The organism is Bacillus sp. TH19, from assembly GCF_016651075.1.
Lineage (GTDB): Bacteria > Bacillota > Bacilli > Bacillales > Bacillaceae_G > Bacillus_A > Bacillus_A mycoides.
Window position 1 is genome coordinate 1,484,441 of record NZ_JAEKEO010000007.1, and the last position, 25,279, is coordinate 1,509,719.

The 25,279-nt window shown below is 34.9% G+C and carries 30 protein-coding genes, 2 pseudogenes and 2 riboswitches; of the genes and pseudogenes, 20 read left to right on the top strand and 12 right to left on the bottom strand.

Going from position 1 to position 25,279, the window contains the following annotated elements; all coding sequences use genetic code 11:
• Window positions 1–14 precede the first annotated feature (14 nt).
• From JFU54_RS11565 to JFU54_RS11575, 3 genes are read left to right on the top strand one after another with little or no spacing between them, the layout of a single operon-like run.
• Window positions 15–1,142: a serine hydrolase domain-containing protein gene (locus JFU54_RS11565; protein WP_201064456.1), complete on the top strand. Its 1,128-nt coding sequence runs from the start codon at window positions 15–17 to the stop codon at window positions 1,140–1,142.
• Window positions 1,143–1,146: 4 nt separating this feature from the next.
• Window positions 1,147–2,025 carry an NAD(P)-dependent oxidoreductase gene (locus tag JFU54_RS11570; RefSeq protein ID WP_002033921.1) on the top strand — a complete coding sequence of 293 codons (879 nt, stop codon included), beginning with the start codon at window positions 1,147–1,149 and terminating at the stop codon, window positions 2,023–2,025.
• A 5-nt stretch (window positions 2,026–2,030) separates the two neighbouring features.
• A complete protein-coding gene (locus JFU54_RS11575) occupies window positions 2,031–2,363 on the top strand; it encodes a DUF3909 family protein (RefSeq protein ID WP_002014892.1) in 333 nt (110 codons plus the stop codon).
• A 61-nt stretch (window positions 2,364–2,424) separates the two neighbouring features.
• On the opposite strand, the gene JFU54_RS11580 is transcribed toward JFU54_RS11575, so the two are convergent.
• The 6 genes from JFU54_RS11580 to JFU54_RS11605 form a co-directional block, all read right to left on the bottom strand.
• Window positions 2,425–2,700: a hypothetical protein gene (locus tag JFU54_RS11580; RefSeq protein ID WP_002165122.1), complete on the bottom strand. Its 276-nt coding sequence runs from the start codon at window positions 2,698–2,700 to the stop codon at window positions 2,425–2,427.
• Between the two features lie 317 nt (window positions 2,701–3,017).
• Window positions 3,018–3,530 (bottom strand): 1,2-dihydroxy-3-keto-5-methylthiopentene dioxygenase, encoded by a 513-nt coding sequence (locus JFU54_RS11585; RefSeq protein ID WP_002165123.1) that lies wholly within the window; start codon window positions 3,528–3,530, stop codon window positions 3,018–3,020.
• On the bottom strand, window positions 3,508–4,146 hold the full coding sequence (locus JFU54_RS11590) for a methylthioribulose 1-phosphate dehydratase (RefSeq protein ID WP_002165124.1): 639 nt from the start codon (window positions 4,144–4,146) through the stop codon (window positions 3,508–3,510). Before JFU54_RS11590 ends, JFU54_RS11585 begins: the two co-directional genes overlap by 23 nt.
• The gene (locus tag JFU54_RS11595) at window positions 4,143–4,802 is read right to left on the bottom strand and encodes a 2-hydroxy-3-keto-5-methylthiopentenyl-1-phosphate phosphatase (protein ID WP_002165125.1); all 660 of its coding nucleotides are present in this window, start codon (window positions 4,800–4,802) and stop codon (window positions 4,143–4,145) included. Before JFU54_RS11595 ends, JFU54_RS11590 begins: the two co-directional genes overlap by 4 nt.
• Window positions 4,799–6,043 carry a 2,3-diketo-5-methylthiopentyl-1-phosphate enolase gene (gene mtnW, locus JFU54_RS11600; RefSeq protein WP_201064459.1) on the bottom strand — a complete coding sequence of 415 codons (1,245 nt, stop codon included), beginning with the start codon at window positions 6,041–6,043 and terminating at the stop codon, window positions 4,799–4,801. The genes JFU54_RS11595 and mtnW overlap by 4 nt, the downstream gene beginning before the upstream one ends.
• Window positions 6,044–6,107: 64 nt before the next feature.
• A riboswitch (SAM riboswitch) is annotated at window positions 6,108–6,215 on the bottom strand.
• Window positions 6,216–6,267: 52 nt separating this feature from the next.
• A complete protein-coding gene (locus JFU54_RS11605; RefSeq protein WP_033715907.1) occupies window positions 6,268–7,458 on the bottom strand; it encodes a pyridoxal phosphate-dependent aminotransferase in 1,191 nt (396 codons plus the stop codon).
• 14 nt (window positions 7,459–7,472) lie between these two features.
• Here JFU54_RS11605 and JFU54_RS11610 point away from each other — a divergent pair, with 14 nt between their 5' ends.
• From JFU54_RS11610 to JFU54_RS11625, 4 genes are all read left to right on the top strand, one after another.
• On the top strand, window positions 7,473–8,336 hold the full coding sequence (locus JFU54_RS11610; protein WP_002131202.1) for a carbon-nitrogen family hydrolase: 864 nt from the start codon (window positions 7,473–7,475) through the stop codon (window positions 8,334–8,336).
• A 71-nt stretch (window positions 8,337–8,407) separates the two neighbouring features.
• Window positions 8,408–8,548, top strand: a riboswitch (SAM riboswitch).
• A gap of 88 nt (window positions 8,549–8,636) precedes the next feature.
• Entirely contained in the window at window positions 8,637–9,815 is a 1,179-nt protein-coding gene (gene mtnK, locus JFU54_RS11615; RefSeq protein ID WP_002165128.1) for an S-methyl-5-thioribose kinase, read from the top strand.
• Window positions 9,812–10,867 carry an S-methyl-5-thioribose-1-phosphate isomerase gene (mtnA, locus tag JFU54_RS11620; RefSeq protein ID WP_002165129.1) on the top strand — a complete coding sequence of 352 codons (1,056 nt, stop codon included), beginning with the start codon at window positions 9,812–9,814 and terminating at the stop codon, window positions 10,865–10,867. Before mtnK ends, mtnA begins: the two co-directional genes overlap by 4 nt.
• A 290-nt stretch (window positions 10,868–11,157) precedes the next feature.
• On the top strand, window positions 11,158–11,295 hold the full coding sequence (locus JFU54_RS11625; RefSeq protein ID WP_002014881.1) for a YvrJ family protein: 138 nt from the start codon (window positions 11,158–11,160) through the stop codon (window positions 11,293–11,295).
• Window positions 11,296–11,445: 150 nt separating this feature from the next.
• Here JFU54_RS11625 and JFU54_RS11630 read toward each other — a convergent pair whose 3' ends face one another.
• On the bottom strand, window positions 11,446–12,222 hold the full coding sequence (locus tag JFU54_RS11630; protein WP_201064462.1) for a 3-hydroxybutyrate dehydrogenase: 777 nt from the start codon (window positions 12,220–12,222) through the stop codon (window positions 11,446–11,448).
• A gap of 196 nt (window positions 12,223–12,418) precedes the next feature.
• On the opposite strand from JFU54_RS11630, the gene JFU54_RS11635 reads away from it, so the two are divergent.
• The 4 genes and pseudogenes from JFU54_RS11635 to JFU54_RS11650 all read left to right on the top strand — a co-directional run bounded on the left by JFU54_RS11635 (window position 12,419) and on the right by JFU54_RS11650 (window position 14,644).
• On the top strand, window positions 12,419–12,751 hold the full coding sequence (locus tag JFU54_RS11635; protein ID WP_002014879.1) for a PadR family transcriptional regulator: 333 nt from the start codon (window positions 12,419–12,421) through the stop codon (window positions 12,749–12,751).
• A pseudogene (locus tag JFU54_RS11640) lies at window positions 12,751–13,506 on the top strand (DUF1129 domain-containing protein); the annotation flags it as partial. The gene JFU54_RS11635 and the pseudogene JFU54_RS11640, both read left to right, overlap by 1 nt.
• A gap of 24 nt (window positions 13,507–13,530) precedes the next feature.
• Window positions 13,531–14,292, top strand: a complete 762-nt coding sequence (locus tag JFU54_RS11645) for a DUF1129 domain-containing protein (RefSeq protein ID WP_201065578.1) — start codon at window positions 13,531–13,533, stop codon at window positions 14,290–14,292.
• Window positions 14,293–14,344: 52 nt separating this feature from the next.
• Window positions 14,345–14,644 (top strand): hypothetical protein, encoded by a 300-nt coding sequence (locus tag JFU54_RS11650; protein WP_001190631.1) that lies wholly within the window; start codon window positions 14,345–14,347, stop codon window positions 14,642–14,644.
• Window positions 14,645–14,658: 14 nt separating this feature from the next.
• Here the strand turns inward: JFU54_RS11650 and JFU54_RS11655 are convergent, their stop codons facing one another.
• Window positions 14,659–15,276 carry an ImmA/IrrE family metallo-endopeptidase gene (locus JFU54_RS11655; RefSeq protein WP_063218965.1) on the bottom strand — a complete coding sequence of 206 codons (618 nt, stop codon included), beginning with the start codon at window positions 15,274–15,276 and terminating at the stop codon, window positions 14,659–14,661.
• Window positions 15,277–15,684: 408 nt separating this feature from the next.
• Here JFU54_RS11655 and JFU54_RS11660 point away from each other — a divergent pair, with 408 nt between their 5' ends.
• The 4 genes from JFU54_RS11660 (at window position 15,685) to JFU54_RS11675 (ending at window position 19,178) form a co-directional block, all read left to right on the top strand.
• Entirely contained in the window at window positions 15,685–16,764 is a 1,080-nt protein-coding gene (locus JFU54_RS11660) for an RNA-guided endonuclease InsQ/TnpB family protein (RefSeq protein WP_201064465.1), read from the top strand.
• Window positions 16,765–17,012: 248 nt separating this feature from the next.
• The gene (locus tag JFU54_RS11665; RefSeq protein ID WP_002088390.1) at window positions 17,013–17,306 is read left to right on the top strand and encodes a DUF3928 family protein; all 294 of its coding nucleotides are present in this window, start codon (window positions 17,013–17,015) and stop codon (window positions 17,304–17,306) included.
• Window positions 17,307–17,413: 107 nt separating this feature from the next.
• Window positions 17,414–17,863 (top strand): NUDIX hydrolase, encoded by a 450-nt coding sequence (locus tag JFU54_RS11670; RefSeq protein WP_012261633.1) that lies wholly within the window; start codon window positions 17,414–17,416, stop codon window positions 17,861–17,863.
• Window positions 17,864–18,002: 139 nt separating this feature from the next.
• Window positions 18,003–19,178: an acetyl-CoA C-acetyltransferase gene (locus JFU54_RS11675; protein WP_201064468.1), complete on the top strand. Its 1,176-nt coding sequence runs from the start codon at window positions 18,003–18,005 to the stop codon at window positions 19,176–19,178.
• A gap of 29 nt (window positions 19,179–19,207) precedes the next feature.
• On the opposite strand, the gene JFU54_RS11680 is transcribed toward JFU54_RS11675, so the two are convergent.
• Window positions 19,208–19,933 carry an AAA family ATPase gene (locus tag JFU54_RS11680; RefSeq protein ID WP_002165131.1) on the bottom strand — a complete coding sequence of 242 codons (726 nt, stop codon included), beginning with the start codon at window positions 19,931–19,933 and terminating at the stop codon, window positions 19,208–19,210.
• A 10-nt stretch (window positions 19,934–19,943) separates the two neighbouring features.
• Window positions 19,944–20,202 (bottom strand): annotated as a pseudogene (locus tag JFU54_RS30200) (hypothetical protein).
• 148 nt (window positions 20,203–20,350) lie between these two features.
• Between JFU54_RS30200 and JFU54_RS11685 the strand changes: the two are divergent.
• Window positions 20,351–21,079: a DUF4184 family protein gene (locus tag JFU54_RS11685; RefSeq protein ID WP_201064470.1), complete on the top strand. Its 729-nt coding sequence runs from the start codon at window positions 20,351–20,353 to the stop codon at window positions 21,077–21,079.
• 36 nt (window positions 21,080–21,115) lie between these two features.
• Window positions 21,116–21,874, top strand: coding sequence for a hypothetical protein (locus JFU54_RS11690; protein ID WP_002066932.1), 759 nt, complete (start codon window positions 21,116–21,118; stop codon window positions 21,872–21,874).
• A gap of 44 nt (window positions 21,875–21,918) precedes the next feature.
• Here the strand turns inward: JFU54_RS11690 and JFU54_RS11695 are convergent, their stop codons facing one another.
• On the bottom strand, window positions 21,919–22,350 hold the full coding sequence (locus JFU54_RS11695) for a DUF3997 domain-containing protein (RefSeq protein WP_201064473.1): 432 nt from the start codon (window positions 22,348–22,350) through the stop codon (window positions 21,919–21,921).
• Between the two features lie 131 nt (window positions 22,351–22,481).
• On the opposite strand from JFU54_RS11695, the gene JFU54_RS11700 reads away from it, so the two are divergent.
• The 3 genes from JFU54_RS11700 (at window position 22,482) to JFU54_RS11710 (ending at window position 23,908) form a co-directional block, all read left to right on the top strand.
• Window positions 22,482–22,937, top strand: a complete 456-nt coding sequence (locus JFU54_RS11700) for an RDD family protein (RefSeq protein ID WP_002138152.1) — start codon at window positions 22,482–22,484, stop codon at window positions 22,935–22,937.
• Between the two features lie 297 nt (window positions 22,938–23,234).
• On the top strand, window positions 23,235–23,333 hold the full coding sequence (locus JFU54_RS11705; protein ID WP_002128904.1) for a hypothetical protein: 99 nt from the start codon (window positions 23,235–23,237) through the stop codon (window positions 23,331–23,333).
• Window positions 23,334–23,398: 65 nt separating this feature from the next.
• Window positions 23,399–23,908 carry an SDR family NAD(P)-dependent oxidoreductase gene (locus JFU54_RS11710; RefSeq protein ID WP_002066937.1) on the top strand — a complete coding sequence of 170 codons (510 nt, stop codon included), beginning with the start codon at window positions 23,399–23,401 and terminating at the stop codon, window positions 23,906–23,908.
• Between the two features lie 69 nt (window positions 23,909–23,977).
• Here the strand turns inward: JFU54_RS11710 and JFU54_RS11715 are convergent, their stop codons facing one another.
• Entirely contained in the window at window positions 23,978–25,078 is a 1,101-nt protein-coding gene (locus JFU54_RS11715) for an ABC transporter ATP-binding protein (protein ID WP_002066938.1), read from the bottom strand.
• Window positions 25,079–25,279: the final 201 nt, after the last annotated feature.

A 25,279-nucleotide genomic window follows, 5' to 3' on the forward strand; every position in this document is an offset into this window, starting at 1 on the left:
TACGGAGGAACAATATGATAAAAAAAATAATGGTTATGGCTTCACTGTCTGCTGTAGTTTGCGGCGGAGTATACTATTTTCTCTATCCCGATCCAAGGGAACAAGCAGTATTAACAACAAAGGTAACTCCTGCTATTGAGTCAGATGTACAGGATAATATAGAAGAAGTGCAAAAAATTGATTATGCTAGTATATCTCAAAAGTTAGATCAGTATTTAGTAGGAAAGCAATTTAATGGGACAGTTTTGGTGACAGATAAAGAGCATGTTATATTGAATAAAGGATATGGATATGCTGATGTTCAATATAAAATAGAAAATACGCCTCAAACAAAATATCGTATCGGTTCTATTACGAAAACAGTTGTTGCTACATCCATTCTACAGTTACAAGAACAAGGGAAGTTAAATATCCAAGATAATGTAAATAAATACATTCCTTCATTTCCAGCAGATAAACACATCACGTTATATCACTTATTAACGCATACATCTGGTTTACCGGAAAGTGGGAAAGGGAAGGTTAATGTAGCTTCACGTATAAATTTAGTAACTTGGATTGGAAGTCAAAAATTAGAGTTTCCACCAGGAACAGGTTGGAAGTATACGGATTATAATTATATGGTGCTCGCTTATATTATAGAAAATATAACGAAAAAGCCTTTAGGAGACTATGTAAAAGAAAATATATTTACAAAGGCCGAGATGCATGAATCAGGTATGGGAAATATGGTGCCTGGAGATAAAAACTTCACGAAGGGGTATGTGAAGAAAGATCAAGAGCTTGTACTAGCACAAAAATTAGGGGGGGACTGGTTATATGGATCGGGTGAGATGTATACGACAGTAGGGGATATGAAAAAATTAGATGAAGCGATTATAAATGGAAAGCTTCTTTCTGAACAAAGTATACAAGCGATGTTTACACCTTCACAAGAAAGAAAATATGCATTTAGCTTTTACATATATCCAGATTATTTCCATAACCATGGTGTACTATCTGGTTGGAACACTTTCAATAATTTTAATAAAGAAAAAGGAACTTTTGTTATTTTATTTTCAAATGTGAAAAATAGTATGGATGATGATTTTAATAAAGAGTTCCGAAAGATGGTAAATGATTTATTAGAACAAAGGGGATGAGAAGATGGAAAATAAAAATTTATCAATAGGTTTCATTGGTATTGGTGTAATGGGAAAAAGTATGGTCAACCATTTAATGCAAAGTGGTTATAAAGTATATGTATATAATAGAACGAAGGAAAAAGCGGATTCTTTAGTGCAAGAGGGTGCGACTTGGTGTGATACACCGAAAGCGTTAGTAAAGCAAGTTGATGTTGTTATGACGATGGTTGGTTATCCTCATGATGTAGAAGAAGTGTACTTTGGGATTGATGGAATTTTAGAACATGCAAATGAAGGTACGATAGCAATTGACTTTACAACATCTACACCAACATTGGCAAAACGTATTAATGAAGTTGCGAAAAGCAAGAATATATATACATTAGATGCACCAGTATCTGGCGGGGACATTGGGGCTAAAGAAGCAAGACTAGCAATTATGGTCGGTGGAGAGAACAGAATATATGATATTTGCTTACCTCTATTTGAAAAACTAGGAACAAATATTCAGTTGCAAGGCCCTGCTGGGAGTGGACAACATACAAAAATGTGCAATCAAATAGCAATTGCTTCTAACATGATAGGAGTATGTGAAGCGGTAGCATATGCGAAAAAGGCTGGACTTAATGCAGATAAAGTATTAGAGAGTATTTCGACAGGAGCAGCAGGTAGCTGGTCATTAAGTAATTTAGCTCCTCGAATGTTAAAAGGAGATTTTGAACCTGGCTTTTATGTAAAGCATTTTATGAAAGATATGAAGATTGCTTTAGATGAAGCTGAAAAATTACAATTACCAGTACCGGGTTTAACCCTAGCGAAGGAATTGTATGAAGAGCTAATCGCAGATGGAAAAGAGAATAGCGGAACACAAGTATTATACAAAAAGTATATAAGGGGGTAAATGGAATGGATCTCCAAAAGTTTGACGAGATGATTGATGCTGTGCAGCGAGCAACTTGTGTACAGATTAATGATAAGCAAAAAGAAGCTTTTAAACAAAAATACGATTTTGGACCAGATTTTGAATATGGAAGAGATGAGAAAGGACATTATGTTATCCGAAGCTCGAAAAAGATGTTAGAGGAAATGGAGTTTTATTTGGCATTGAAATATGATCGGGATGGAATTGTCCTTTATATGCATGCTGAGATTGAAGGGACATGTCATGTATCCGTTAGCTACAGTGAAGATGCACTTCATTTGCAAGAGTTGTTTCAATTTCTAGAAGAAAATAAATAAAAAGTCCTCATTTGAGGACTTTTTATTTATTTAGGCAGGCATAATATTTAAGCTGGATAATTTATAGGCTGGAAGCTCGGCGGCATCGTTCAATTGGGAATGGAATAACTTGTGCAATGTGATTAGGACCAAACTGTTTCGCACGAGCATGGCGTACTATATAAAATGCGCACAGGATAGAAATAGGAATAGCACCGTACAAACCGAAAAATAAAGCGCTTACACAAGATGCGACAAAACCTAAAACACCAACTTCTAATTCTTCCATAATAGCTCCTAAAATGACAGGAATAGCTCCGCATGAAACCCCTAGTATAAGTGCGATAAGTAAACTCATGATTATCCCCCTCTGCTTGCAATATTCTTTTCCTTCTTATTAGTTGTAGTATATCATACATAAAACAGAATTTTCAGAAAAAATTCAAAAAAAGTTCAATAAATGTTCAAAAAGTGTTCCGAAATATACTTGATAAAATGGAAGTGTGATTTGAGATATTTGATTTGAATAAACGAAAGGGACAAATTATTTTAGTAAATAAAAAATCAGGCTTACTTCAATGTTATGAAATAAGCCTGTTCCATAGGAGGATGTATATATGTAGAGTGAATAAAAGATTGGAAAAGGGGTTCCAATCTTTTATTCAACTAGCTACCTTAATAAATTGGAACCCAACCTTCTGTTGTAACAAAAATACGAATAGCTACAACTTGGCGATCATCTTGTAAGGTAAAATAATGTCTTGCATTTTCAGGTACAGATATAAGATCACCAGGCTCAAGTTCAACGTCAAAGAATCGACCATCTTTTCCTTCAATAGCGAAGATGCCATGACCGCTGACAATAAAGCGAACTTCATCGTCAGTATGATGGTGTTCTTTTTGGAAATTAATTAATAATTCGTCAAGGTTAGGTGTGCCATTTGAAAGTGAAATTACATCATGAGCTTTATAACCTCGGCGCGCTGAAACATCAGCGATTTCTTTTGAAAACACAGCTAATATTTCAGCCTTGTTTTCATCTGCTAACGAATAATTTTCATTTAAATGAGTAGGAAGCTTAGAGATGTTCCATTTCTCATATAAAACGCCTTCCTCTTGTAGAAATTTAGATACTTCCACTTCATTTTCGATACGAGTATTTACTTCATGAATACGAATTTGCGCCATTAGAAACGCCTCCTTGAATTGATAATAGTTTTATATGAAATTGGAATAAAAACTCATAAGCTTCTAATCTTTTCTTTGCATCAAAGCTATCTCGGCCCCATACGGTAATACCATGGTTACGGATTAATACTGCTCCCGAATCTCCTTGTATATGCTTTCGGAAGTTTTCTCCAAGCGTTGGGATATGGGCATGGTTTTCGATAATAGGAATGTTAATCGTTGCACCTTCTTCCCAAATATCAAGAGCTTTAATAATCTCTTGATTTTGAAGGGTGACTGCATCACTATACAAATTTGTGATGACATTGTTATCAGTTGTATGAACATGAAGTACGCACCCAGCGTTCGTATTGTTATAAATATGTGTATGCAATATTGTTTCTGCCGAAGGGCGTAACTCAGTTTCTAAAACGGGAACTCCTTGATGATTTACTAATAAAAAATCATCTGGAGTGGTTTTGGTTTTATCTTTGCCACTTGCTGTAATAAGAAAAGTAAGGGGATCATGACTGACTTTTATAGAAATATTTCCACTCGTTGCTGGAAACCAATTCCGAGTTGTTAATTCTTTTTTAATTTCACTTAAGTCATACCATTGACGAAAAAGTTGTTTCATAATTTCACCTCCAACAAATGTTTTAGTTCAGCTAGAACATCGTGAAATGTTTCAAACGGTGTATAAGCAATACGATTTTCTTCACATTTTGTAATAAGGAAGTCACGGGCGAATACTTTATCTGCTTGTTTTGCTGCTTGTAAATCAGTAATAGAATCTCCAATCACAATATGAAAATCATCTTTAGAGCTTAGTTTACGAATTAATGATGATTTACAGAGACCGCAACTATGCTGACATTGCTCGTCACAAGGGTGCGGCCATTTAACTTCAACAAATTCTCCTGAAAAGTCAGTTGCATTACAGTAAATTTGCTCTTTTGGAATGATTCCTTGTAAGAGTGGATAGACGAAGAAATCCATTCCACCTGATATAACGTAAAAGGAAATGTTATTTTCATTAATAAATTGTATGAATTCATGAAAACCTGTACGGATTTCAGCAGTTTCTTGTAAAAACTGAATAATATCATCGTGTAGATTAATAGGTATTAATCGAAATAATTGAGAAACACCTTCTTGAATAGAAAGTTCTTGCGATAAAATTTTTTGCTTTATTTCCTCTGCTTCTGGTGGTGCGAACTTTTCCATAATGGACATGATATTATCGTTATTTGTAATCGTACCATCGAAATCACAAAATACTTGAATACTCATAATTTCACCTCATGAGAAGGATTTCCCCATATTTGTAGTGCGCTATGTAAATTCACTTCATCTACCTCATGGAGTGGTTTACCTTGTAAAGTAGCTTCAATTGCAGCACGGAAAGCTTTGCCACCACCTTGAGCTCCATTTGGATGCCCATGAATCCCGCCGCCGGCATTAATAACAACATCCTTACCAAAATCTCGTAAAATAAAGGGAACGAAACCAGGATGAATTCCAGCAGATGGAACAGAAAAACTTTTCTTGAAATAGTGGTCTTCCTCAGTTAATGCTTCTGTAATGAGAAGAGCTTCCTCTTTTTCTGATGCAACGTTGCCGTATGGTGATGGGAATAAAGAGAAATCAGCACCAGCGTAACGTAGTAATTTTCCAAGTAGTAATGGAGAAGAGAAACCGTATAGTTTCGATGATGAATATGCGCCACTTACAGCAGGGTGTGCCATAATAGGAATTGGAATTTCATCGTCTTCTACAAGTGCTTGCAGTACATCTAATCCATAAGAAAATACATTAAATAAAAGAATGTCTGCTCCAGCTACCACCGCACGTTTCGCGTTTTCTTTTAAATCATAAGTTCGACCTGTTAAATTTACTGCGTATAAAGTTTTATGCCCGTAAGTTTCGTATACAGATTGTAAAACTTCTTTCCCAGATTCAATTCTTTTTATAAGTGGTGTTAATGAGTTTTCGAATAAAATTTCATCATCTTTTACAATATCTACGCCTCCAATTGCCTGATCGCGTAGTTGAGTTTTTAAATATCCAATATTCCGTCCTATCATCCCTTTGAAAATACTCATTAGAAGAGGTCGATCTTGAACTTGTAAAAGGTTTCGGATGCCTTCAATTCCAAATTTTGGTCCAGGGAACTGTTTCTTTAATTCGTCTGAGAATGTTAAATCAATTAGTTTAATTTCTCCATCTAACGAAAGTTTTCCAAATGTTGTTGTCAAAATGGCTGGTAAGTCAGGGCTAAAGTTCAGCGATGGATAATGAATTTTAATGAGTCCACGTGATACTTTTTTGCCAAGGTAAGAGTTAATATGTTCTTGTTCGTCTAACGCTTCAATATGAATGACATTGCCTTTATGTTGTTTTAATTGTTCTTGTAATAAGTGTGGTAAATGAGTCCATGAACCAATTGTTAAACCGATTGCAATTTGTTCTGCTTTCTTTTCTAAGTTGTAAGAATCATCGTGGATTAAATACGTCGCTATAATTCCGCTCATTGTTATACCCTCCTAGTTAAATAAAAAAACCTCTCAGATAAGGAGAGGTTTTTTTACAACCAGCTCCTTATCTGTCAGCGTAATGCTGCGAGAATTAGCACCGTGTCTACAATTATGTAGATCGGTTGCCGGGCTTCGTCGGGCTCGTCCCTCCACCTGCTCTTGATAAGAAGTATTTAGAAATGTTTAAATTTTTAAGATAACTGAATTTTGTCAGATGTTTTTCATGTTGTCAATGACTTTTTGAAAATTTTTAATTTATCAATTCGATTAATTGCTTCACGTAATCGTTCTTCTGTATGTAAGAGGCCAACACGGACATAGCCTTCACCGTGCTCACCAAATCCAACGCCAGGAGCAACTGCAACGTGTGCTTTTTCTAGTAAAATATTAGAAAATTGCTCAGATGTATAGCCTTCAGGTACAGGGAGCCAAGCAAAGAATGATCCTTTTGGAATATCAACATTCCAACCGATTGCATGACAAGCTTCTATAAGAGCATTTCTGCGAGATTCATAACTATTAACAAGTTCTACTACACAAGACTGCGAGCCTAATAGTGCTTCGCGTGCTGCGTCTTGAACTGCACCGAAAATACTAACATACATATGATCTTGCAATAAGTTAATTGTTTCGATGACACTTTCATTCCCTACTGCAAAAGCAATACGCCATCCAGCCATATTGAAAGTTTTTGATAATGTATAAATTTCAATTCCTGCATCTTTGGCGCCATCTGCTTGCAAGAAACTAACAGGTTTTTGACTATCAAATCCAATAGCACCGTAAGCAAAATCGTGAACGACTAATATATTATGTTTATTAGCGAAATGAATAGTCTTATCAAAAAATTCTTTTGATGCAGTAGCACCAGTAGGATTATTTGGGTAATTTAAAAACATTAACTTTGCACGCTCAGCGATAGTGTCATCAATTTTCGTGTAATCCGGTAAAAAATTATTTTCTGCAATTAGCGGCATTGTTTCAAATTGTGCTTTTGCTAAAGCAACTCCGGATAAATAATCTGGATAACCTGGATCTGGAACGAGAATGGTATCGCCAGGGTTTGTAAAACAAAGTGGTAATTCTACTAATCCAGCTTTTCCGCCAAACAAAATAGCAACTTCAGTTTTTGGATTTAATTCTACGCCGTATTCACGTTTATAGAATGTTGCGACAGCTTCTTTTAAGCTTTCATGTCCGCGAAATGGCGGATATTTATGATGAATGGTCTTTTCGGCAGCATCTTGTAAAGCTTTTACGATATGCTGCGGTGTTGGTTGATCTGGATTACCTTGTCCTAGATTAATAACATCGTGACCAGCTGCAACGACTTTGTTAACTTTTGCAACAAGTGAAGCGAAAAATTGTGTTGGCAATGATGTTACTATCTCAGAAGGTTGAAATAATTTCATACTTTCCACCTCTTTTGAAAGTTGTTACAATTCTAGTGACAAATGATATAATCTTTCCAGTATTTTGTAAAGAAAAAAATGAGAATGGGGCTGAAAAAATGAAAGTCGCATGTATTCAAATGGATATTGTCTTTGGAGATGTAGAAAAAAATATTGAGAACGCTAAAAAAAAAATAAGTGAAGCGATGAAAGAAAGACCAGATGTTATCGTCTTACCAGAACTATGGACAACAGGATATGATTTAACGAGACTTTCTGAAATTGCAGATACGGATGGATTAGAAACGAAAGAAAAGTTGAAAGAATGGTCGAAGCAATATGGTGTACATATTGTTGGTGGTTCCATAGCAAAGCAAACAGAGCAAGGGGTTACAAATACAATGTATGTTGTAAACAATGAAGGAAATCTAGTCAATGAATATAGTAAAGTACATTTATTTCAGCTGATGGATGAACATAAATATTTAGTTGCTGGTAATGAGACAGGTGAATTTAAGTTAGATGATGTAGAGTGTGCTGGTACAATTTGTTATGATATTCGTTTTCCAGAGTGGATGCGCGTTCATACTGCTAAAGGTGCAAAAGTTTTATTTGTTGTAGCAGAATGGCCATTAGTACGTTTAGCACATTGGCGTTTGCTTTTACAGGCGAGAGCAGTTGAAAATCAGTGTTATGTTGTTGCGTGCAATAGAGCAGGAAAGGATCCGAATAATGAGTTTGCAGGTCATTCTCTAATTGTGGATCCTTGGGGTGAAGTTGTGGTAGAGGCAAATGAAGAGGAATCAATTTTATTTGGAGAACTTAAATTCGAGAAAATTAAAGAGGTACGTAAAGGAATTCCAGTTTTTGCAGATCGTCGTCCAGAATTATACAAATAAAATGTTGACAAGTGATTTTTATTCTTGGTATAGTCTTCATCATAAAGTTAAAAATTCTAAAAATTATAAAACTCTTATCAAGAGCAGGTGGAGGGATTTGGCCCGATGAAGCCCAGCAACCGACCGTAATACCATTGTGAAATGGGGCGTTTATGACGCCAAAAGGCACGGTGCTAATTCCAGCAGAAAGTAAACTTTCTGGCAGATAAGAGGGGAGAAGATAAACTTCAAACCTCTTTCTTTGTGGAAAGGGGTTTTTCTATTTTAGAAAAACCTCTGAATGAAAAGGAGGAGAAGACGATGGGATATTATTCATTAACTGAAACAACAGCTATACAATATGCGAAAGAACACGGTTATTTTGAAAAGAAAGCAAATGTAGTTTGTCATGAAATTGGAGATGGAAATTTAAATTACGTGTTCAAATTAGATGATGGAGAGAAGTCTATTATAATAAAACAAGCACTGCCATATGCGAAAGTAGTTGGTGAGAGCTGGCCACTGTCTATAAAAAGAGCGACGATTGAAAGTAAAGCATTACAAATTTTTGCGAAGTATGTGCCAGATTATGTTCCGGTAGTGTACAGTCATGATGAAGAGTTAGCAGTTACAGTAATAGAAGACTTATCAAGACTAACAATTGCAAGAAAAGGATTAATAGATGGAGAAGGATATCCACTTTTATCCCAGCATATCGGTCGTTTTCTAGCACATGTTTTGTTTTATACTTCAGATTTCGGTTTACAGTCAGAAGAGAAAAGGGTACTAGAAGGTACATTTGTAAATCCAGACCTTAGTAAAATTACAGAAGATTTAGTTTTTACGGATCCGTTTGGACATTATGATACGAATGATTATGAGTCAGATTTACAGTCAGTGATTGATGAACTTTGGAGTGACAAAACTTTAAAACTAAAAGTAGCACAATATAAATATAAGTTTTTAACGAGAAAAGAAGCGCTTATTCATGGTGATTTACATACTGGTAGTATTTTTTCATCACCTTCTGAAACGAAAGTGATTGATCCAGAATTTGCAACGTACGGTCCATTTGGATTTGATATCGGTCAATTTATTGCAAATCTATTATTAAATGCTTTATCTAGAGAAGAAGAAAAGAGAAGTGTACTATTTTTCCATATAGAAAAGACATGGAGTTATTTTGTAGAAAACTTTACGAAGTTATGGATTGGAGAAGGTGTAGAAGCATATACGAAAGAAAAACAATGGTTACCAATTATTTTGCAAAATATCTTTACTGATGCCGTCGGATTTGCCGGATGTGAACTGATTCGTAGAACAATTGGCTTAGCTCATGTAGCGGATTTAGATGGGATAGCAAATAAAGAAAATAGAATTCAAGCTAAAAAACAAGCGTTATCCTTAGGTAGAGAACTAATAAAATATGAAGCCAAGTGTGCTGATATTCAACTGTTTCGAACATTATTTCAACAGACAGTTGGAGGCGTAAAAGCATGAGTACAATTATTACTATTCCGAGATCTGTAAGTTGGAAAGGCGATGCAATTGCAGTATTAAATCAAACAAAGTTGCCGCATGTCACTGAATACAAAACATTAACGAATATTGAAGATGTATGGAAAAGTATCGTTATGTTAGAAGTACGAGGAGCGCCTGCAATTGGAATTGTAGCTGCGTTTGGTTTGGCGCTTGCGGCAAAGAAATACGATGCTATAAATATCTATGAGTTTCAGAAGAAGTTTAATAGAGATTGTAACTATTTAGGAACATCACGCCCGACAGCAGTCAATTTATTTTGGGCAATCGATCGTATGAGAGAATCTATTCGAGAGATTACTACAATAAAAGAAGCTCAAAAAATATTAGAAGAAGAAGCGCTTCATATTCAGCAAGAGGATGAAATGGTGTGCCGAAGTATTGGAGAACATGCTTTAACATGTTTTAAAGACGGTGATAAAATTTTAACAATTTGTAACGCTGGAAGTATTGCAACTGCTAGATATGGAACAGCATTAGCCCCATTTTATATTGGGAAAGAGAAGGGTGTGCGTTTACATGCGTATGCGTGTGAAACGAGGCCTGTTTTACAAGGTGGTCGTTTAACGACATGGGAATTGAAACAAGCAGACATTGATGTAACGCTTATTACGGATAATACTGCAGCACATGCAATTCGAACGAAAGAAATTAATGCGATTATCGTAGGGGCAGATCGAATCGTTGAAAACGGTGATACTGCTAATAAAATAGGAACATTAAATTTAGCTATATTAGCAAAGTATTTCGTTATCCCATTTTACGTTGCAGCACCGTTATCTACATTTGATACTACGAAACAAACAGGTGCTGAAATTGTCATTGAAGAAAGAGATGAAACAGAAGTTACGAAAATTTTTGGGAAACAAGTGGCGCCACTTGGAACGCCTGTATTTAACCCTGCATTTGATGTAACACCGCATGAATTAATTACGGGGATTATTACTGAGAAAGGTATTTTACGTGGAGATTATAAGCAAGAAATTACATCATTATTTGAAAAAATAAGCTAACTGCTCAGTCGCTATATAAAAAAACGGTAGAAAAGCATGTTTTTAAATGGTCGAGAGGGACTGGCTATGTATAGGAGCGGTAAGTGCCTGTTCCTACCACGCGCAACGTTTTAAAACAAAGAAAGGTAGCAAGGTGTAGGACCATTTGTATCTTCATGGTAGCAATCTATATGCTGAAAAATGAAATGTATGGCTGAGTAGTTAAAAAACAAGCTAATAAAAAATAGCTTGTTTTTTATGCCTTAAGTCTTCGTTTCCTCTTATTTATGTAATGAAGGGAGGAGAGAAAGATGGAAGAGTGGATCGGGATGATAGGTAATGTGGGCTTTCCAATTGTTGTAACGCTATATTTACTCCATCGGATTGAAAGTAAATTAGACGGAGTGATTGTTGCAATTGAGAAACTCCCTAAACAATTACTAAAGTAGAAAGATCCTCGCGATAGAAAGTAAGATAAAGTTTGCTCGCGAAGAGCAAACTTTATTTTTTATCCCGCATTAACTGCCCGTAAAAGCCCGATTGGTGAAGGCTAATAATTAGTGGGGATGAACAAAACCCCCACTGATTAAAGTTTCACTTTATTGAGCAGTATAACCACCATCGATAACGACGGCTTGACCAGTTATACCTTTTGCTTTTTCACTCGCTAAAAACATAGCATAATCAGCAATTTCTTGTACTTGTAGCAAACGTTTCTGTGGTATAAGAGGATAAATGACATCTTCTAAAACATTTTCAAGTGGTACATTTCGCGTAGTTGCTAAGTCTTGTAGTTGATTTCGTACAAGAGGGGTATCAACATATCCGGGACAAAGAGCATTTACAGTAATTCCATGAGTTGCTCCCTCTAAAGCAGCAACTTTTGTTAATCCAATTACACCATGTTTCGCACTATTATAGGCAGCTTTTCCAGCGAATCCAACAAGTCCGTTAATCGAAGCAACATTAATAATACGACCATATTTTTGTTTTTTCATAATCGGAAAGGCATGTTTGATGGCGATAAATGGAGCGATTTGCATAATTTTAATAAGAAGCTCGAATTTATCAGTTGGAAAATCTTCAATCGGTGAAACATGTTGCATTCCTGCGTTGTTAATTAATACATCTAATGAGCCGAAGTGAGTAACTGTTTGAGAAATTGCTGCTGTAATTTCTTCTTCAGATGTAACGTCACATTTTAAACCAATGGCTTGATAGCATTCTTTTTGCAATTGTTCAGCAGCTTCTTTCGCACGTTCTTCAAGACGATCACTAATCACAACTTTAGCACCCTCTTTGGCAAAAGCACTTCCCATTTCATAACCAATACCGCTCGCAGCACCTGTTAAAAAGACAACTCGATTTGTAACCATGATGAAAAACACTCCTTCATAATAAAAGTTCTCTTATTGCTCTATTTAGAGAGGTGATAATAAAATTCCTGCAAACATTTGGAAAAATATTGCTAGCTATCTTGTTTTGCAAAGTAGCGTTTGCTATACTATTTTGTAAAGCAAGATACTTACGCTTATCTATCTTGTAAAACAAGATAGTGGGAGGATTTGAAATATGTCGACAAGTCAAATGCTGAAAGGGATTTTAGAAGGATGCTTACTTGCTATTATTTCTGAAGGTGAAATATACGGTTATGAAATGAGTGAAAGATTAGCGAAGTATGGTTTCACAATGGCGAGTGAGGGAAGTATTTATCCGTTATTAATACGAATGCAAAAGGAAGGATTAATAACAAGTGTAATGAAGGAATCTCCATCTGGTCCAAAGCGAAAATATTATACATTAACAGAAAAAGGCGAGGAAGCACTGGATGAATTTATGGATCGCTGGGAAGCGATGCAAAGTAGTGTAGAGCGTCTACTTGAAGGGAAGGGGAGAAAAAAATAATGTTATCAAATGAAGCGCGAAATTTTTTATTAGATATGAGATTATTTTTAACTGCAAAGAGTGTGAAAGAAAGCGATATTGAAAGCTTTTTAGAAGATGCAGAGTTGCATTTAATAGAAGGTGAGGGTGAAGGAAAAAGTGTAGAAGATATTTTCGGAAGCTCACCGAAAGAATATGCAAATGAACTTGTAAAAGTGATGGAGAGAGATAGACAGGAAACGTGGAAGCAAATTGGGTTTACGGTAATGAATATCGTTTCGTTTTGGATTATTGCTTCTATTTTAATAGTTAATAATGGGATTTTACAGATTTCGCTTATTCAGTGTATTGGCTATAGCTTTACATTGATCGTAGCTGTAATGGGTCCTAATTTTCTGCTTCGTAAAATGACCTTTGTAACAAGTTTTACAAAAACGTGGTTTTCCATGTGGTCTTTAGTCATGATCGCGCCAATGTTTTTATTAGGAGCTGTTACGATTTTAGATGTGATATATCCTACAACGATGTTTACGTTGACTCTAGTCCAAAGTTATATATTAGCTGGAGGGATCTTTATCCTCACGGTAGCTATAAATATATATTTTGAAGGATGGTTTAAAAACTTATATTTAATTATTCCACTTTCGATTATGTTAGTGTTTAAAACATTTACATCGGAAGATCTTATGCCAATGTTATTTCAAATTATATGTTTATACGGAAGTTTGTTTATTTTAATTTTCCTTGAAATTATGATGAAGACGAATAGAAAAAAACGGTTAATTAAGGGAGGGGTTATAATGAAGGTTTCTAAAGAAGGTGAAAAGTTTTTAATTGATACGAAAGTGTATTTAATAACAAAAGGAATTAAAGAAGCGGATGTGGATGCTTTTCTAGAAGATGCAGAACTTCATTTAATAGAAGGAGAGCAAGAGGGAAAGACAGTAAATGATATATTTGGTGATTCACCAAAAGAGTATGCGGAAGAGTTAGCGAAAGAGATGGAGAAGGATAAAGGCGGGAGTATAAAAAGCATTTTAGGGATGATTATTGGTATTGGTGGATATTGGTTACTGACAAATATTTTATTTGGAAGTCCGAATCATGAATTTACATTAACAAATGTACAGTTGATTGGGTATCCAATTGTTTTAATGATTACTATTGTGGGGACTATTTTTGCTTTTAAGATGTCATCATTTAAGAGCAAAATAAAAGAATTTAGCATAATTTATGTAGCAGCTTTGCTACCAATTTTATTACTAGTATTATTAATGTTTATGAATAAATGGTATGGGACACCTGTCTTGCAATTAACTACAATGCAAAGTTATATACTAGCTGGAGTTATCTTATTAGTACTGCTAATTGGTGAAGCGTACATGCTTGGATGGATTGGAATGTTAGTTGTTATCATACCGCTATTAATTATGTTTGTATTTAAAGAATTAGGGAAGCAAAACCCATATTGGGGAATACTAGAGCCTTTACTTCTGTACGGAAGTTTATATGTATTAATGCGATGGTCTATGAAAAATGAGGAGAAAAAAACTGTAAGCTAGCTTTATATTAATAGTGAACGAACTGAATTTTTTATTAAGGGGGGGAACAAATATGCAAAGTATATTTCTAGGTATATTGTCTATTATATTTTTAGGTTTAACGATTTTGGGGCTATATACTACCTTTTCAAAAAAGGTACACGATGACTATTTCGATACTTTATTAGATGACACATCGGGTTATATTTTGTTCTTCGGTTTAATAGGAAAAGGGCTGCTTTGGATATGCAAAAATTTATTTCCAAAGAAATATTATATAAGGATTTTTAGAGGAATTACGCTTATGTTTAGTTGCCTATTTTTATTTCTAGCAGCCGGAATTTGGTTTATTGATTTGAATAGATTGTTTTAAACAGTAACAAGGCGTTACTGTTTTTTTCTTTGTAATAAAGAGCTTTGTAAAGAGAGTTCCTTTTGTTCGTTTGTTAATAAGGAATGAATATGGACGTTTTCAGGGCTAGGGACTATAGGGTACATCAGGTTCGATGGTGAATGGTGATGTTCAGAACCGGTTGGAGAGTGGGGATCTGCGTGCGTAAGTTTTCCGTGAATCCGTCTTGTAAATAAAATATGACCAATTTCGTGAGCGAGGGTGTATATATTTTTCATTGGAGCAGCTGAGTTTGTTAGAACGATGTAACCAGTAAGTTGTTGTTGTTTCGCTAAAGAGTAAGCGCAAGCGATTACTGCGGTTTCTTTGAAATAATCACTACCAATATAACAAATATAAAGGTCACATTCAGGAGCTTCGTTAACACAAGTTTGAAAAAAAGATGATAATTTTTCCTGACTTTGAATGGAGTTTTTATAACTAATTTCCCGATTAGAAAAACGGAAAAGTTCGTTTAGTACAATTACTTCTTTAATTTGAAATGTAATGGGATGCCAAATTGATTCTGCAACTGCTAAATCTTTTGCAATACGGTCGTCAGAAATATCGGCGCCTGGAGTAATGCAAACACATATGTTAATGTATGAATTCATAAGGAACACCTCAAATGAAAAAATTCTTTCTATAATATATGTGAGGGAAAGGTCCTATGTATGGATAAACGCCTTGTTTATTACAGCCCTTTCCGAACGAGAAAGCCCATCGCCTTTAGGCATGGGATGAAAGTGAGGTTGGATACGGAGTGCCACTGAAAATCGCAAGGTTAAGTATCCAAAGTATAGGTAGTTTCTTCGAGTCTTTTTGTTGTAATTTTTCGAAAGTAACTGATACATTGTAACTAGAATCAATGATGATAGAAGTACGTTTCAAAGTGTTTGAGAGGGAAATCTCCTCACCTCATGTAGTTGTAAAGTTTATGGACACGTTCTTATTTTGTTTCTATTGCTAGAAATGTTTCAAATGAACGATGTTGAAAATCAAAAAACAAGGGGATGAAACGTATGTCACAGACCCTAACAGTGAAAGTGAAATTGATTCCAACAAAAGATCAAATCCGTTTATTAGAACAAAGTAGTCATGAATATATCAAAGTTATAAATACACTTGTATCGGAAATGGTTAAAGCAAAGAAAAGTACGAAAAAAAGCACAAAAGATATTGAAGCAAATATCCCGAGTGCGGTGAAGAATCAAGCGATTAAAGACGCGAAAAGTTTGTTTGCTACAAAAGTAAAGAAAAGCCATTATAAAATCATTCCGATTCTAAAGAGACCTGTTTGTGTATGGAACAATCAGAATTATTCATTTGACTCTACTCATATTTCAATCCCGTTTAAGAGAAATGGAAAATCGACTCGTGTGAAAATCCGAGCTTTATTTAGCGATAAAAACAATCGCAATCTGAATCTGTTAAAACATAAATTAGGTACACTTCGCATCACAATGAAATCGAATAAGTGGATGGCCCAAATATCTGTCACGCTTCCTACAAATGAAAGGGTAGGAACGAAAATTTTAGGAGTAGACTTAGGTCTCAAGGTCCCCGCCGTAGCAATCACAGATGATGATAAGATTCGTTTTTTTGGAAATGGTAGGCAAAACAAATGTAAGAAGCGTAAGTTTCGGTGTATTCGTAAGAAATTAGGAAAAGCCAAAAAAGTGAATGCGCTTCGGGGATTGGATGATAAAGAACAAAGATGGATGCAAGATAAAGACCACAAAATAAGTCGTGAAATCATTGATTTTGCGATTGTAAATCATATTTCTGTCATTCGATTAGAACAATTAACGAATATAAGACAGACGGCAAGAACAAGCCGTAAAAACGAAAAAAACCTACACACTTGGTCATTCTATCGTTTGTCAAAATTTATTGAATATAAAGCGATATTAGCTGATATTCAGGTTGAATATGTGAATCCAGCGTATACAAGTCAAAGCTGTCCGAAATGTGCTAAAAAGAACAGGGCACAAGACAGAAAGTACAAGTGTCAATGTGGGTTTGAGACACACCGTGATATCGTTGGGGCGATGAATATTCGCTACGCAACTGTGATTGATGGTAACAGTCAATCAGCCTAAGCACCTATATGGTCTGGTTTAGGAGGGGCAATGAGATGCCCTCATCTTGAAGGCTGTTCAAAACAGAAATGGACTGCGAACGCTTAGTCATTCAAGAATCCCACCCGTAATTCCGTAAGGATTCGGGCTTGCGAATTTAGTCGTGGGAGTCTCAAACGAATATATAGACTATAAGTCGAAAAAATTTCATAGTTCTATAACGTAGTATGGTCTGCTTTTTGATATAGTAAAGAAAAGGGGGAGAATATATGTATACATTAAAAATCGTTTCAGACAGAGAAGCTCTGTATCAATTTGCGAGCTATGTAAGAGTTGTGCAAGGGGTTGAAGATGTATATGTAGAGGTGGGAGAACCTTTATATGAACATCCATTAATGAAGTTTTATGTACATATTACAATTGAAGAAACATATGATCAGCATAAAGCATTGCAAGAAATAGCTAGATTAGTAGAATTAGGGCGTTTTACATATGTCCATTATCATAATGAGGAAATTGAAGAAGCTTTTGAAGTTGTAAAATACGAAAGCTTTAAAAAATAACGGTAAAAAAAGGAAGCGGAAGCTTCCTTTTTTATTGAAAATTACAGCAACAAAAGAAAGAGAATTTTGTTATGATAAGGAAGGGTGAGGAAAGGGGAGTTTACATATTGGGGTATATTGAAGAGTTACGCAAAGTAGTTGGTACGAGACCACTTATTTTAGTAGGATCAGCAATTATTATATTAAATGATAATCAAGAAGTATTGCTTCAATATCGTTCAGATACATATGATTGGGGCGTACCTGGTGGGGCAATGGAACTGGGAGAAACGACAGAAGAAACTGCTCGTAGAGAATTATTCGAGGAGACGGGACTAAACGCGAAAATTATGCAATTTCTTGGCGTTCTTTCAGGAAAGGAAGTTTATTTCCGTTATCCAAATGGAGATGAAATTTTTAATGTGATTCATCTGTATCAGGCACATCATGTAAGCGGAGAATTAAAGCTCGATCATGAAGGGTTAGAACTTCAATATTTTCCAGTAGATAAGTTACCAAAATTGAATGAAACGACAGAGAAGATATTACAAAAATTCTTATACGCATTGACAGAATAGAAGGTTAATTCCTTCTATTTTTATTATATTAAATATTTTGATTTTTTGGTATGTTTATAGTATGATAATTTTAGACATACAACTTATGGAATTTCACCTACAAACTTACTAGGGTACATAAGAGAGGGGCAAGTACAAAATGCATAATGTTGTCATTACAGCTGCAGTTCGTTCACCAATTGGAACTTTCGGAGGAGCACTAAAAAATATAACACCAGTAGAATTAGTTGTTCCTGTACTTCAGGAAGCTGTAAAAAGAGGCGGAGTAGAGCCACATGAAGTTGATGAAGTAATTTTAGGTCATTGTATTCAAAGAACTGATGAAGCAAATACGGCAAGAACAGCTGCATTAGCGGCAGGATTTCCTGACACAGTTACTGGTTATACAATTCAACGTCAATGTTCTTCAGGTATGCAAGCAATTATGTCTGCTGCAATGCAAATCCAATTAGGTGTAAGTGATATTGTTGTTGCAGGTGGAGTAGAAGCAATGAGCTCGAGCCCTTATGCATTAAAACAACACCGCTGGGGACAACGTCTACAGCACGGAGAAATTCGTGATACGGTGTGGGAAGTTTTAGAAGATCCGATTCACCATATTATGATGGGTGAAACAGCGGAAAATTTAGTTGAACAATATGAAATTACAAGAGAGGAACAAGATGAAGTTGCGCTTCGTAGTCATACATTAGCGTTGCAAGCGATGGAGTCTGGATACTTTGACGATCAAATTGTTCCTATTACAATAAAAGAACGTAGAAAAGAAGTTGTATTTGCGAAGGATGAACATCCACGTGCAGATATTACAGCGGAAAAATTAGCAGGATTAAAACCAGCTTTCCGTAAAGACGGATCAGTAACTGCAGGGAATTCATCTGGTCTTAATGACGGAAGTGCAGTTCTAGTATTAATGAGCGAAGAAAAAGCAAAAGAAAAGGGCTTACAACCGTTAGCTCGAATTGTTGGATACTCAGTAGCGGGTGTAGATCCGAAAATTATGGGTATTGGACCAGCACCAGCAATTCGTAAAGGATTAGAAAAAGTAGATTGGTCATTAGAAGATGCAGATTTACTTGAAATTAATGAAGCTTTCGCTGCACAATACCTAGCTGTAGAGAAAGAGTTAGGGTTAGACCGTGAGAAAGTGAATGTAAACGGTAGTGGTGTAGGACTTGGACATCCAATTGGTTGTACAGGAGCTCGTATTACGGTAAGTTTAATTCACGAATTAAAAAGACGTGGATTAGAGAAAGGTATTGCCTCTCTATGCGTTGGAGGCGGTATTGGAGTAGCTTTATTTATAGAAGCATTATAAAAAAGAGGCAGCGATTGCTGCCTCTTTTTTTATGACTCAAATAAGTGATGAAATAATCGATCGCGATTTTCAAAGAAAAGTTTCGTCGTTTGGTAATGCTCAGTTTCTTCTAATGTAGATTCGTGAATCCCTTCTTGAGTTAAAGAGTATATAGTAGATTCAGGATAAGCCATTAAAATGGGAGAATGCGTTGCGATAACAAATTGTGAACCTTGTTCCGCTAGTTCGTGCATTCGAATAAGCATAGAAAGTTGCCTCATTGGTGATAGAGCGGCCTCAGGCTCATCTAAAATGTATAAACCTTGTCCTGAAAAACGATTCATAAATAATGAGAAGAAGGATTCGCCGTGTGATTGTTCGTGAAGTGAAACGCCGCCATAAGATTTTATAGCATCTATTTCATCGATATAAGAAGCAACGTTATAAAATGATTCAGCGCGAAGAAAGAAACCGTCGTTTGGTGTATTGAAACTTTTTGAAATTCGAAGATATTCATGTAAAGATGAATGGGAATCGTTTGTGCTAAAACGGAAATTCTTCGTTCCACCTTCTGCATTAAAACCTAAAGCAATTGCAATTGCTTCCAGTAATGTTGATTTACCTGTCCCATTCTCTCCAATAATGAATGTTACATTTGGGTGGAAAGCTAGTGATTGCAAAGTTCGAATAGCGGGTAGACAGTAAGGATATGCGGAAAAGCTAGGGATATTTTCTTTTTTTAATGTGACATTTTTTAAAAAGGGTACGTCAATCAATATATAAACCTCAATTCATAACGGATTTTGATTCTAAAAAAGCGGCAAATACTAATGTAAGACAACTTGCTAGTAATATTGTATATTGAAGTGCGCCAAAACCGAGCCCTTCCCAGCTGAAAGCCATTCTCTTTCCTATAAAAATGATAAGAACGCTCATAAATCCATATATATTTTATAATTTTGTAGTGCTTCCATATAAAGAATCCGATGTATGTACTTAAAAACAATATAAACAAAACAAGAAAAAAGACAAGTGTTAATGACACGTGAACACCTCCTTATTTTCTGAATATTTTATGTGGATTATAACACGTAAACTATCATATTCCAATGTGAAAATAAACATTGCATCAAGATTAATTCTCTCGTTATGATAGATGGTATTCTATTAGAAATATGAAGAGGAGTATTAATATGCCGTTTACATTTGCACATCCAGCAGCTGTTCTCCCTTTTGCTAAGAAACATTCTAGTTATATTTCGGTGACGGCTCTTATATTGGGTAGTATGGCACCTGATTTTGAATATTTTTTATATTTTAGGCCATACGGTATTATTGGCCATACATGGGCTGGTTTCTTCTATTTGAATTTACCACTCGTTTTTTTATTAGCATATGCATATCATCGTATTTTAAAAGGACCGTTTATAACACATTTACCTAAGCCTTTTGCTAGTTACTATAAATATGTAGTAGATGCGAAGTGGGGGCTATATACTTGGAAGAATTTTTTTGTATTTTGCTATTCAGCTTTATTCGGTATGGTGACGCATGTCGTTTGGGATGCTTTTACTCATAAGACAGGCTATTTTGTTATGAAAATACCGCTGTTACAGCAAGAAGTATATAGTATTCCAATTTATAAATTTTTACAGCATGGGAGTACATGTTTTGGTCTACTATTACTAATATATGTACTATGGAAATATAGGAGGGAAACTGATCAAGATACTAGTTTAACTTCGGAAAAAAAGAAATATTGGGCTTCATCTATCGTTGTGGCGGCCATTATATTTATCGTTCACGCGTTATTAGACCCCTATTTTCATATTTTCCAAATAGGAGGTATAATAGTATCTGGACTGACAAGTTCGTTTTGTGGACTTCTTATTGTTTCTATAGTTTACAAATCAAGGGACTAATTTATATTAATGAATGATAGTGTTAGGAGAAATTAAATGATGAAAGCATGGAAAAGTATTTTTGTTTTATGCAGTTTTCTTCTTATGTTAAGTGGTTGCTTCCAGCAAGAAGAAAAGAAGGCAGAACCTAAAAAGAAAGAATCTATTCCAGAAACAAAAGAGTATGGTGGGCGTGAGCTTAAAAAAGTAGGACAAAAAGTGAAAGAAAAAGGGTGGGGGACATTTGAATTAGAACAGATTCATTCTGTGAATCAGACATTTGAAGTGGCCCCAATGAAAATTCACGTACAAGACGTTAAAGTTATCTCATTATCACAAATGAGCAAAGAGGCAAAAAATACATTGAAAGTGTATACTGCATTAACTCCTGAAGAAGTAAAGCGTAGATTGGGAGATAAAGTGAGTCAAGAAGATGCTGAATTATATGCATCGTTAAGTGGAACAGAGATTAGCGATACGATTCGGTATGTTGAAATTACATATAAGGTAGAGAATAGTGGAGATAAGAACATGCAATTTTTCTCTATGAATGATGTTGCTATAAATGACAAACAACATTTTAATGTAGCGACTCAAAACTTTTTATATGATGAAGATACGCTCGTTGGTACAAAGAGTGTTTCAAGGGAAGATTATAGGCCTGGTGAGACACGAGAAGGAATTATCGGTTTAATACTTGATGATGGAAAAGAAAAAGTAAAGGATATTAAGTTTACGACAGATGATTTAGCAGCAGGAGACACAAATGAAGCTGTTAAAGAACCGCAAACTTTTAATATTTCACTCTCTAAATAAAATGTCTTTATAATAATTTAAGCAAAAACAGTCAGCATAAAAAGTTATGCTGACTGTTTTTTTAGCTCTTTCACATATGAATCTACACTTTGAAAAGGTACAGTAATTTTAAAAGCATCTTTCTGCTCGTTAAATTGTTTTTCATTATAAGGACCGAATCGTTTATTATGCTTTACATCGATAATCCAATAATGTTCACTTTTTTTATTTGTAATTGCTGCGTCAGGATTATTTGGATCTGACTTTTCCTCAATTTGTTTTGTGATAATGTATTTATCGTCCCAAGCAATTTCTGTAATTTTTGCAGGGATGTATTGTGTAGCATATACAGCATCCTGCGATGGGAAAAGTTCAAATGCATCTCCAGAAGTATGTATGAGTTCATATTCATCGTTAATTGTATAGGTTAAATGGTTTGTATTGCCTGTGCAACCTGTTAATAAGAGTGAGGCAAATAGGATTATCCATCTTTTCAATATGGGAACCTCCTTTATAATGCTGTTGTAACACATTGTACAAGAAAAGTAAGCGAAACGCCAGTTTACAATGTTTTTTAGAAGTGGTACGATGAGACGGGTAAAGAAGGATATGAAGGAGTCGACACAAAATGAAGTTAAAGATGCATCGTCCAGCGCTTGTAATGAATCGCATAGGTGCTTCCCTTATTGACATGTTTTTAATCTCGGTTACGTACGGTGCAGTAGTAGCTATTATTACAGGAAACTATAGTGCTATTTTCAATCGTTTTAATATAAGTTTAGGTGACTATAGATATGACCTTACACTTGTTTTCGTATTAATGGCTATAAATTTTATTCTGTTACCTTTTCTTTGGAACGGTTCTACACTTGGTAAAAAGGTAACAAGAACAAAAATAATCTCGTTAACAAGTGAAAAACTAACGTTACAAACATTAATAATACGATTTTTGGTATTATTATTACCAAGCATATTATTACTTGGAGTTCCATTAATATGCAATGTATATATGATGTTATTCCGCAAAGATAATTGTGGCTTCCATGATTTAATTGCAAAGACAAAAGTGATGAGTCTTGTATAATTAATATTTAGAGTATACGTGCTACTAATGAAATAAGACTTTTTATTGTTTGTATATAAAAAGTCTTATTTTTAATTTCATGAAAAATTCCATAAATATCTTATTTTTCGGAAAATTAAATAAATGGTATTATATAGGGTGGATATTTCCTATATAATACCCTCCATATTATTGATGGATGTTTAAAGAAGCGGTAGCTAATTCAAACATCCTATTTTCGTTTTAAATAGATTGAAAATTAAGAGAATGTTATAATGGGTATAAATAATATCGTTATATAACAAAGGGGGATTTGGAATGACTGGAGGTAGCTTAATATTTTGGGGAATTCTTATTTTTATTGGTTTAACCTTCGATCAATATAATAGTAAGAAAAAAAAAGAAACAAAAAAGTAATCGCTTACAATCTGTAGCATGAACTTTTCCTGCTTGCAGACTAATCTAATAAAGGAGTATACTGAATGACGGTAAGACTTATAGAAGGGGTAATGAAAATGAAGCTTGCAGGAAAGGTTGCCATTGTAACTGGTGGTGGCATCGGTATTGGACGTAGTACAGCTCTTTTGTTGGCTAAGCAAGGCGCAAAAGTAATTGTGACGGACATTGATCAAGAAAGTGGACAAGCAACAGCTGAGGAAATTACGGATTTAGGCGGAGAAGCACTTTTTGTATCCTACGATATGGGGAAACAAGGAGATTGGCAACGTGTTATTAGTTTTGCTATGGAGGCATATAGTCGTATTGATATGCTTTTTCAAAATGCTGGTCTATATAAAATAGATTCTATTTTTTCTCGCCAACAAGAGAACGATTCCAATGTACTTTGTATTAATGACGTTTGGATAGAGATAAAACAATTAACGTCATCTTTTATGAAACAGCAAGAAGAAGTGGTGCTTAGTGATTTACCTGTTTTTGGTATTATTAGCACGAGAGGACAATCATTTCATACAATAGAAGCCCTAGTATAATAATGGAAAACCGCCCCCAGTATATATGTGGACGGTTTTTTTGTATGTTCTATTATAGAACTTTATTTTTTAACGAATACGTTGTTCGGTTTGGCTATCAAAGAAATGTGCTTTATTCATATCAAAAGCAAGTTTAATTTGGTCACCAGGTGAAAAAGTATGTCTTGCATCAACACGTGCTGCAAAATCTTGATTTCCAAGTTTCATATATAAAATGGATTCAGCCCCTAACAACTCTGCAACTTCAATTTTCGTTGTGAAAGTAGTAGCTTGTGAAGCTTCTAAAAATAATAGTTCATCATGAATATCTTCTGGACGAATACCTAAAACAATTTCTTTATTTACATAGCCTTGTTCGCGTAATAACTTCATTTTTCCTTCAGATACTTTAAACTTTAGTGAACTGTCTATAACGAAATCGGTTTCAGTTAATTTTCCACGGAAGAAATTCATTGCGGGTGAACCGATAAAACCACCAACGAAAATATTTTCAGGTGTTTCATATACTTCTTTTGGAGTTCCAATTTGTTGGATTTTGCCGTCTTTCATAACAACAAGGCGTGAAGCCATTGTCATTGCCTCAGTTTGATCATGTGTTACATAAATTGTCGTTGTGCCAAGGCGGTGGTGTAATTTAGAAATTTCTGATCGCATTGCAACACGTAGTTTAGCGTCTAAGTTTGATAATGGTTCATCCATTAAGAAGACTTTTGCGTCTCGAACAATTGCTCTACCTAATGCAACACGTTGACGTTGTCCGCCTGATAAAGCTTTCGGTTTTCTATCTAAATATTGTTCAAGCCCTAAAATTTGAGCTGCATGTTTCACTCGACGGTCGATTTCATCTTTCGGTATTTTTCGAAGTTTTAATCCAAATGCCATATTATCATACACACTCATATGTGGATAAAGAGCGTAGTTTTGGAAGACCATTGCGATATCTCGATCTTTTGGAGGAACATCGTTCATTAGCTTACCATCAATTGAAAATTCTCCTTTTGAAATATCTTCAAGTCCAGCTACCATTCGTAGTGTTGTAGATTTTCCGCATCCAGAAGGACCAACGAATACGATAAATTCTTTATCTTGAATGTGTAAGTTAAAATCTGTTACGGCTGTTACGTTATTATCATATATTTTATAAATATTTTCTAATTTAAGTTCTGCCATGATATTTCCCCCTAGAAAGTTTATGCAAACGTTTTCTTTGAATTTATTATAAACGAATAGATTCAAAAAAGAAATAAAAACACTATAAAAAAATAAAACGTTTTCATTATCCCTATGAATATATAATAAGTTCCACATGTTTTATTAGAAAAAGAAAATAAATATTGTAAGCGCTATTTTAAATTTGGATAGAATCTGTTA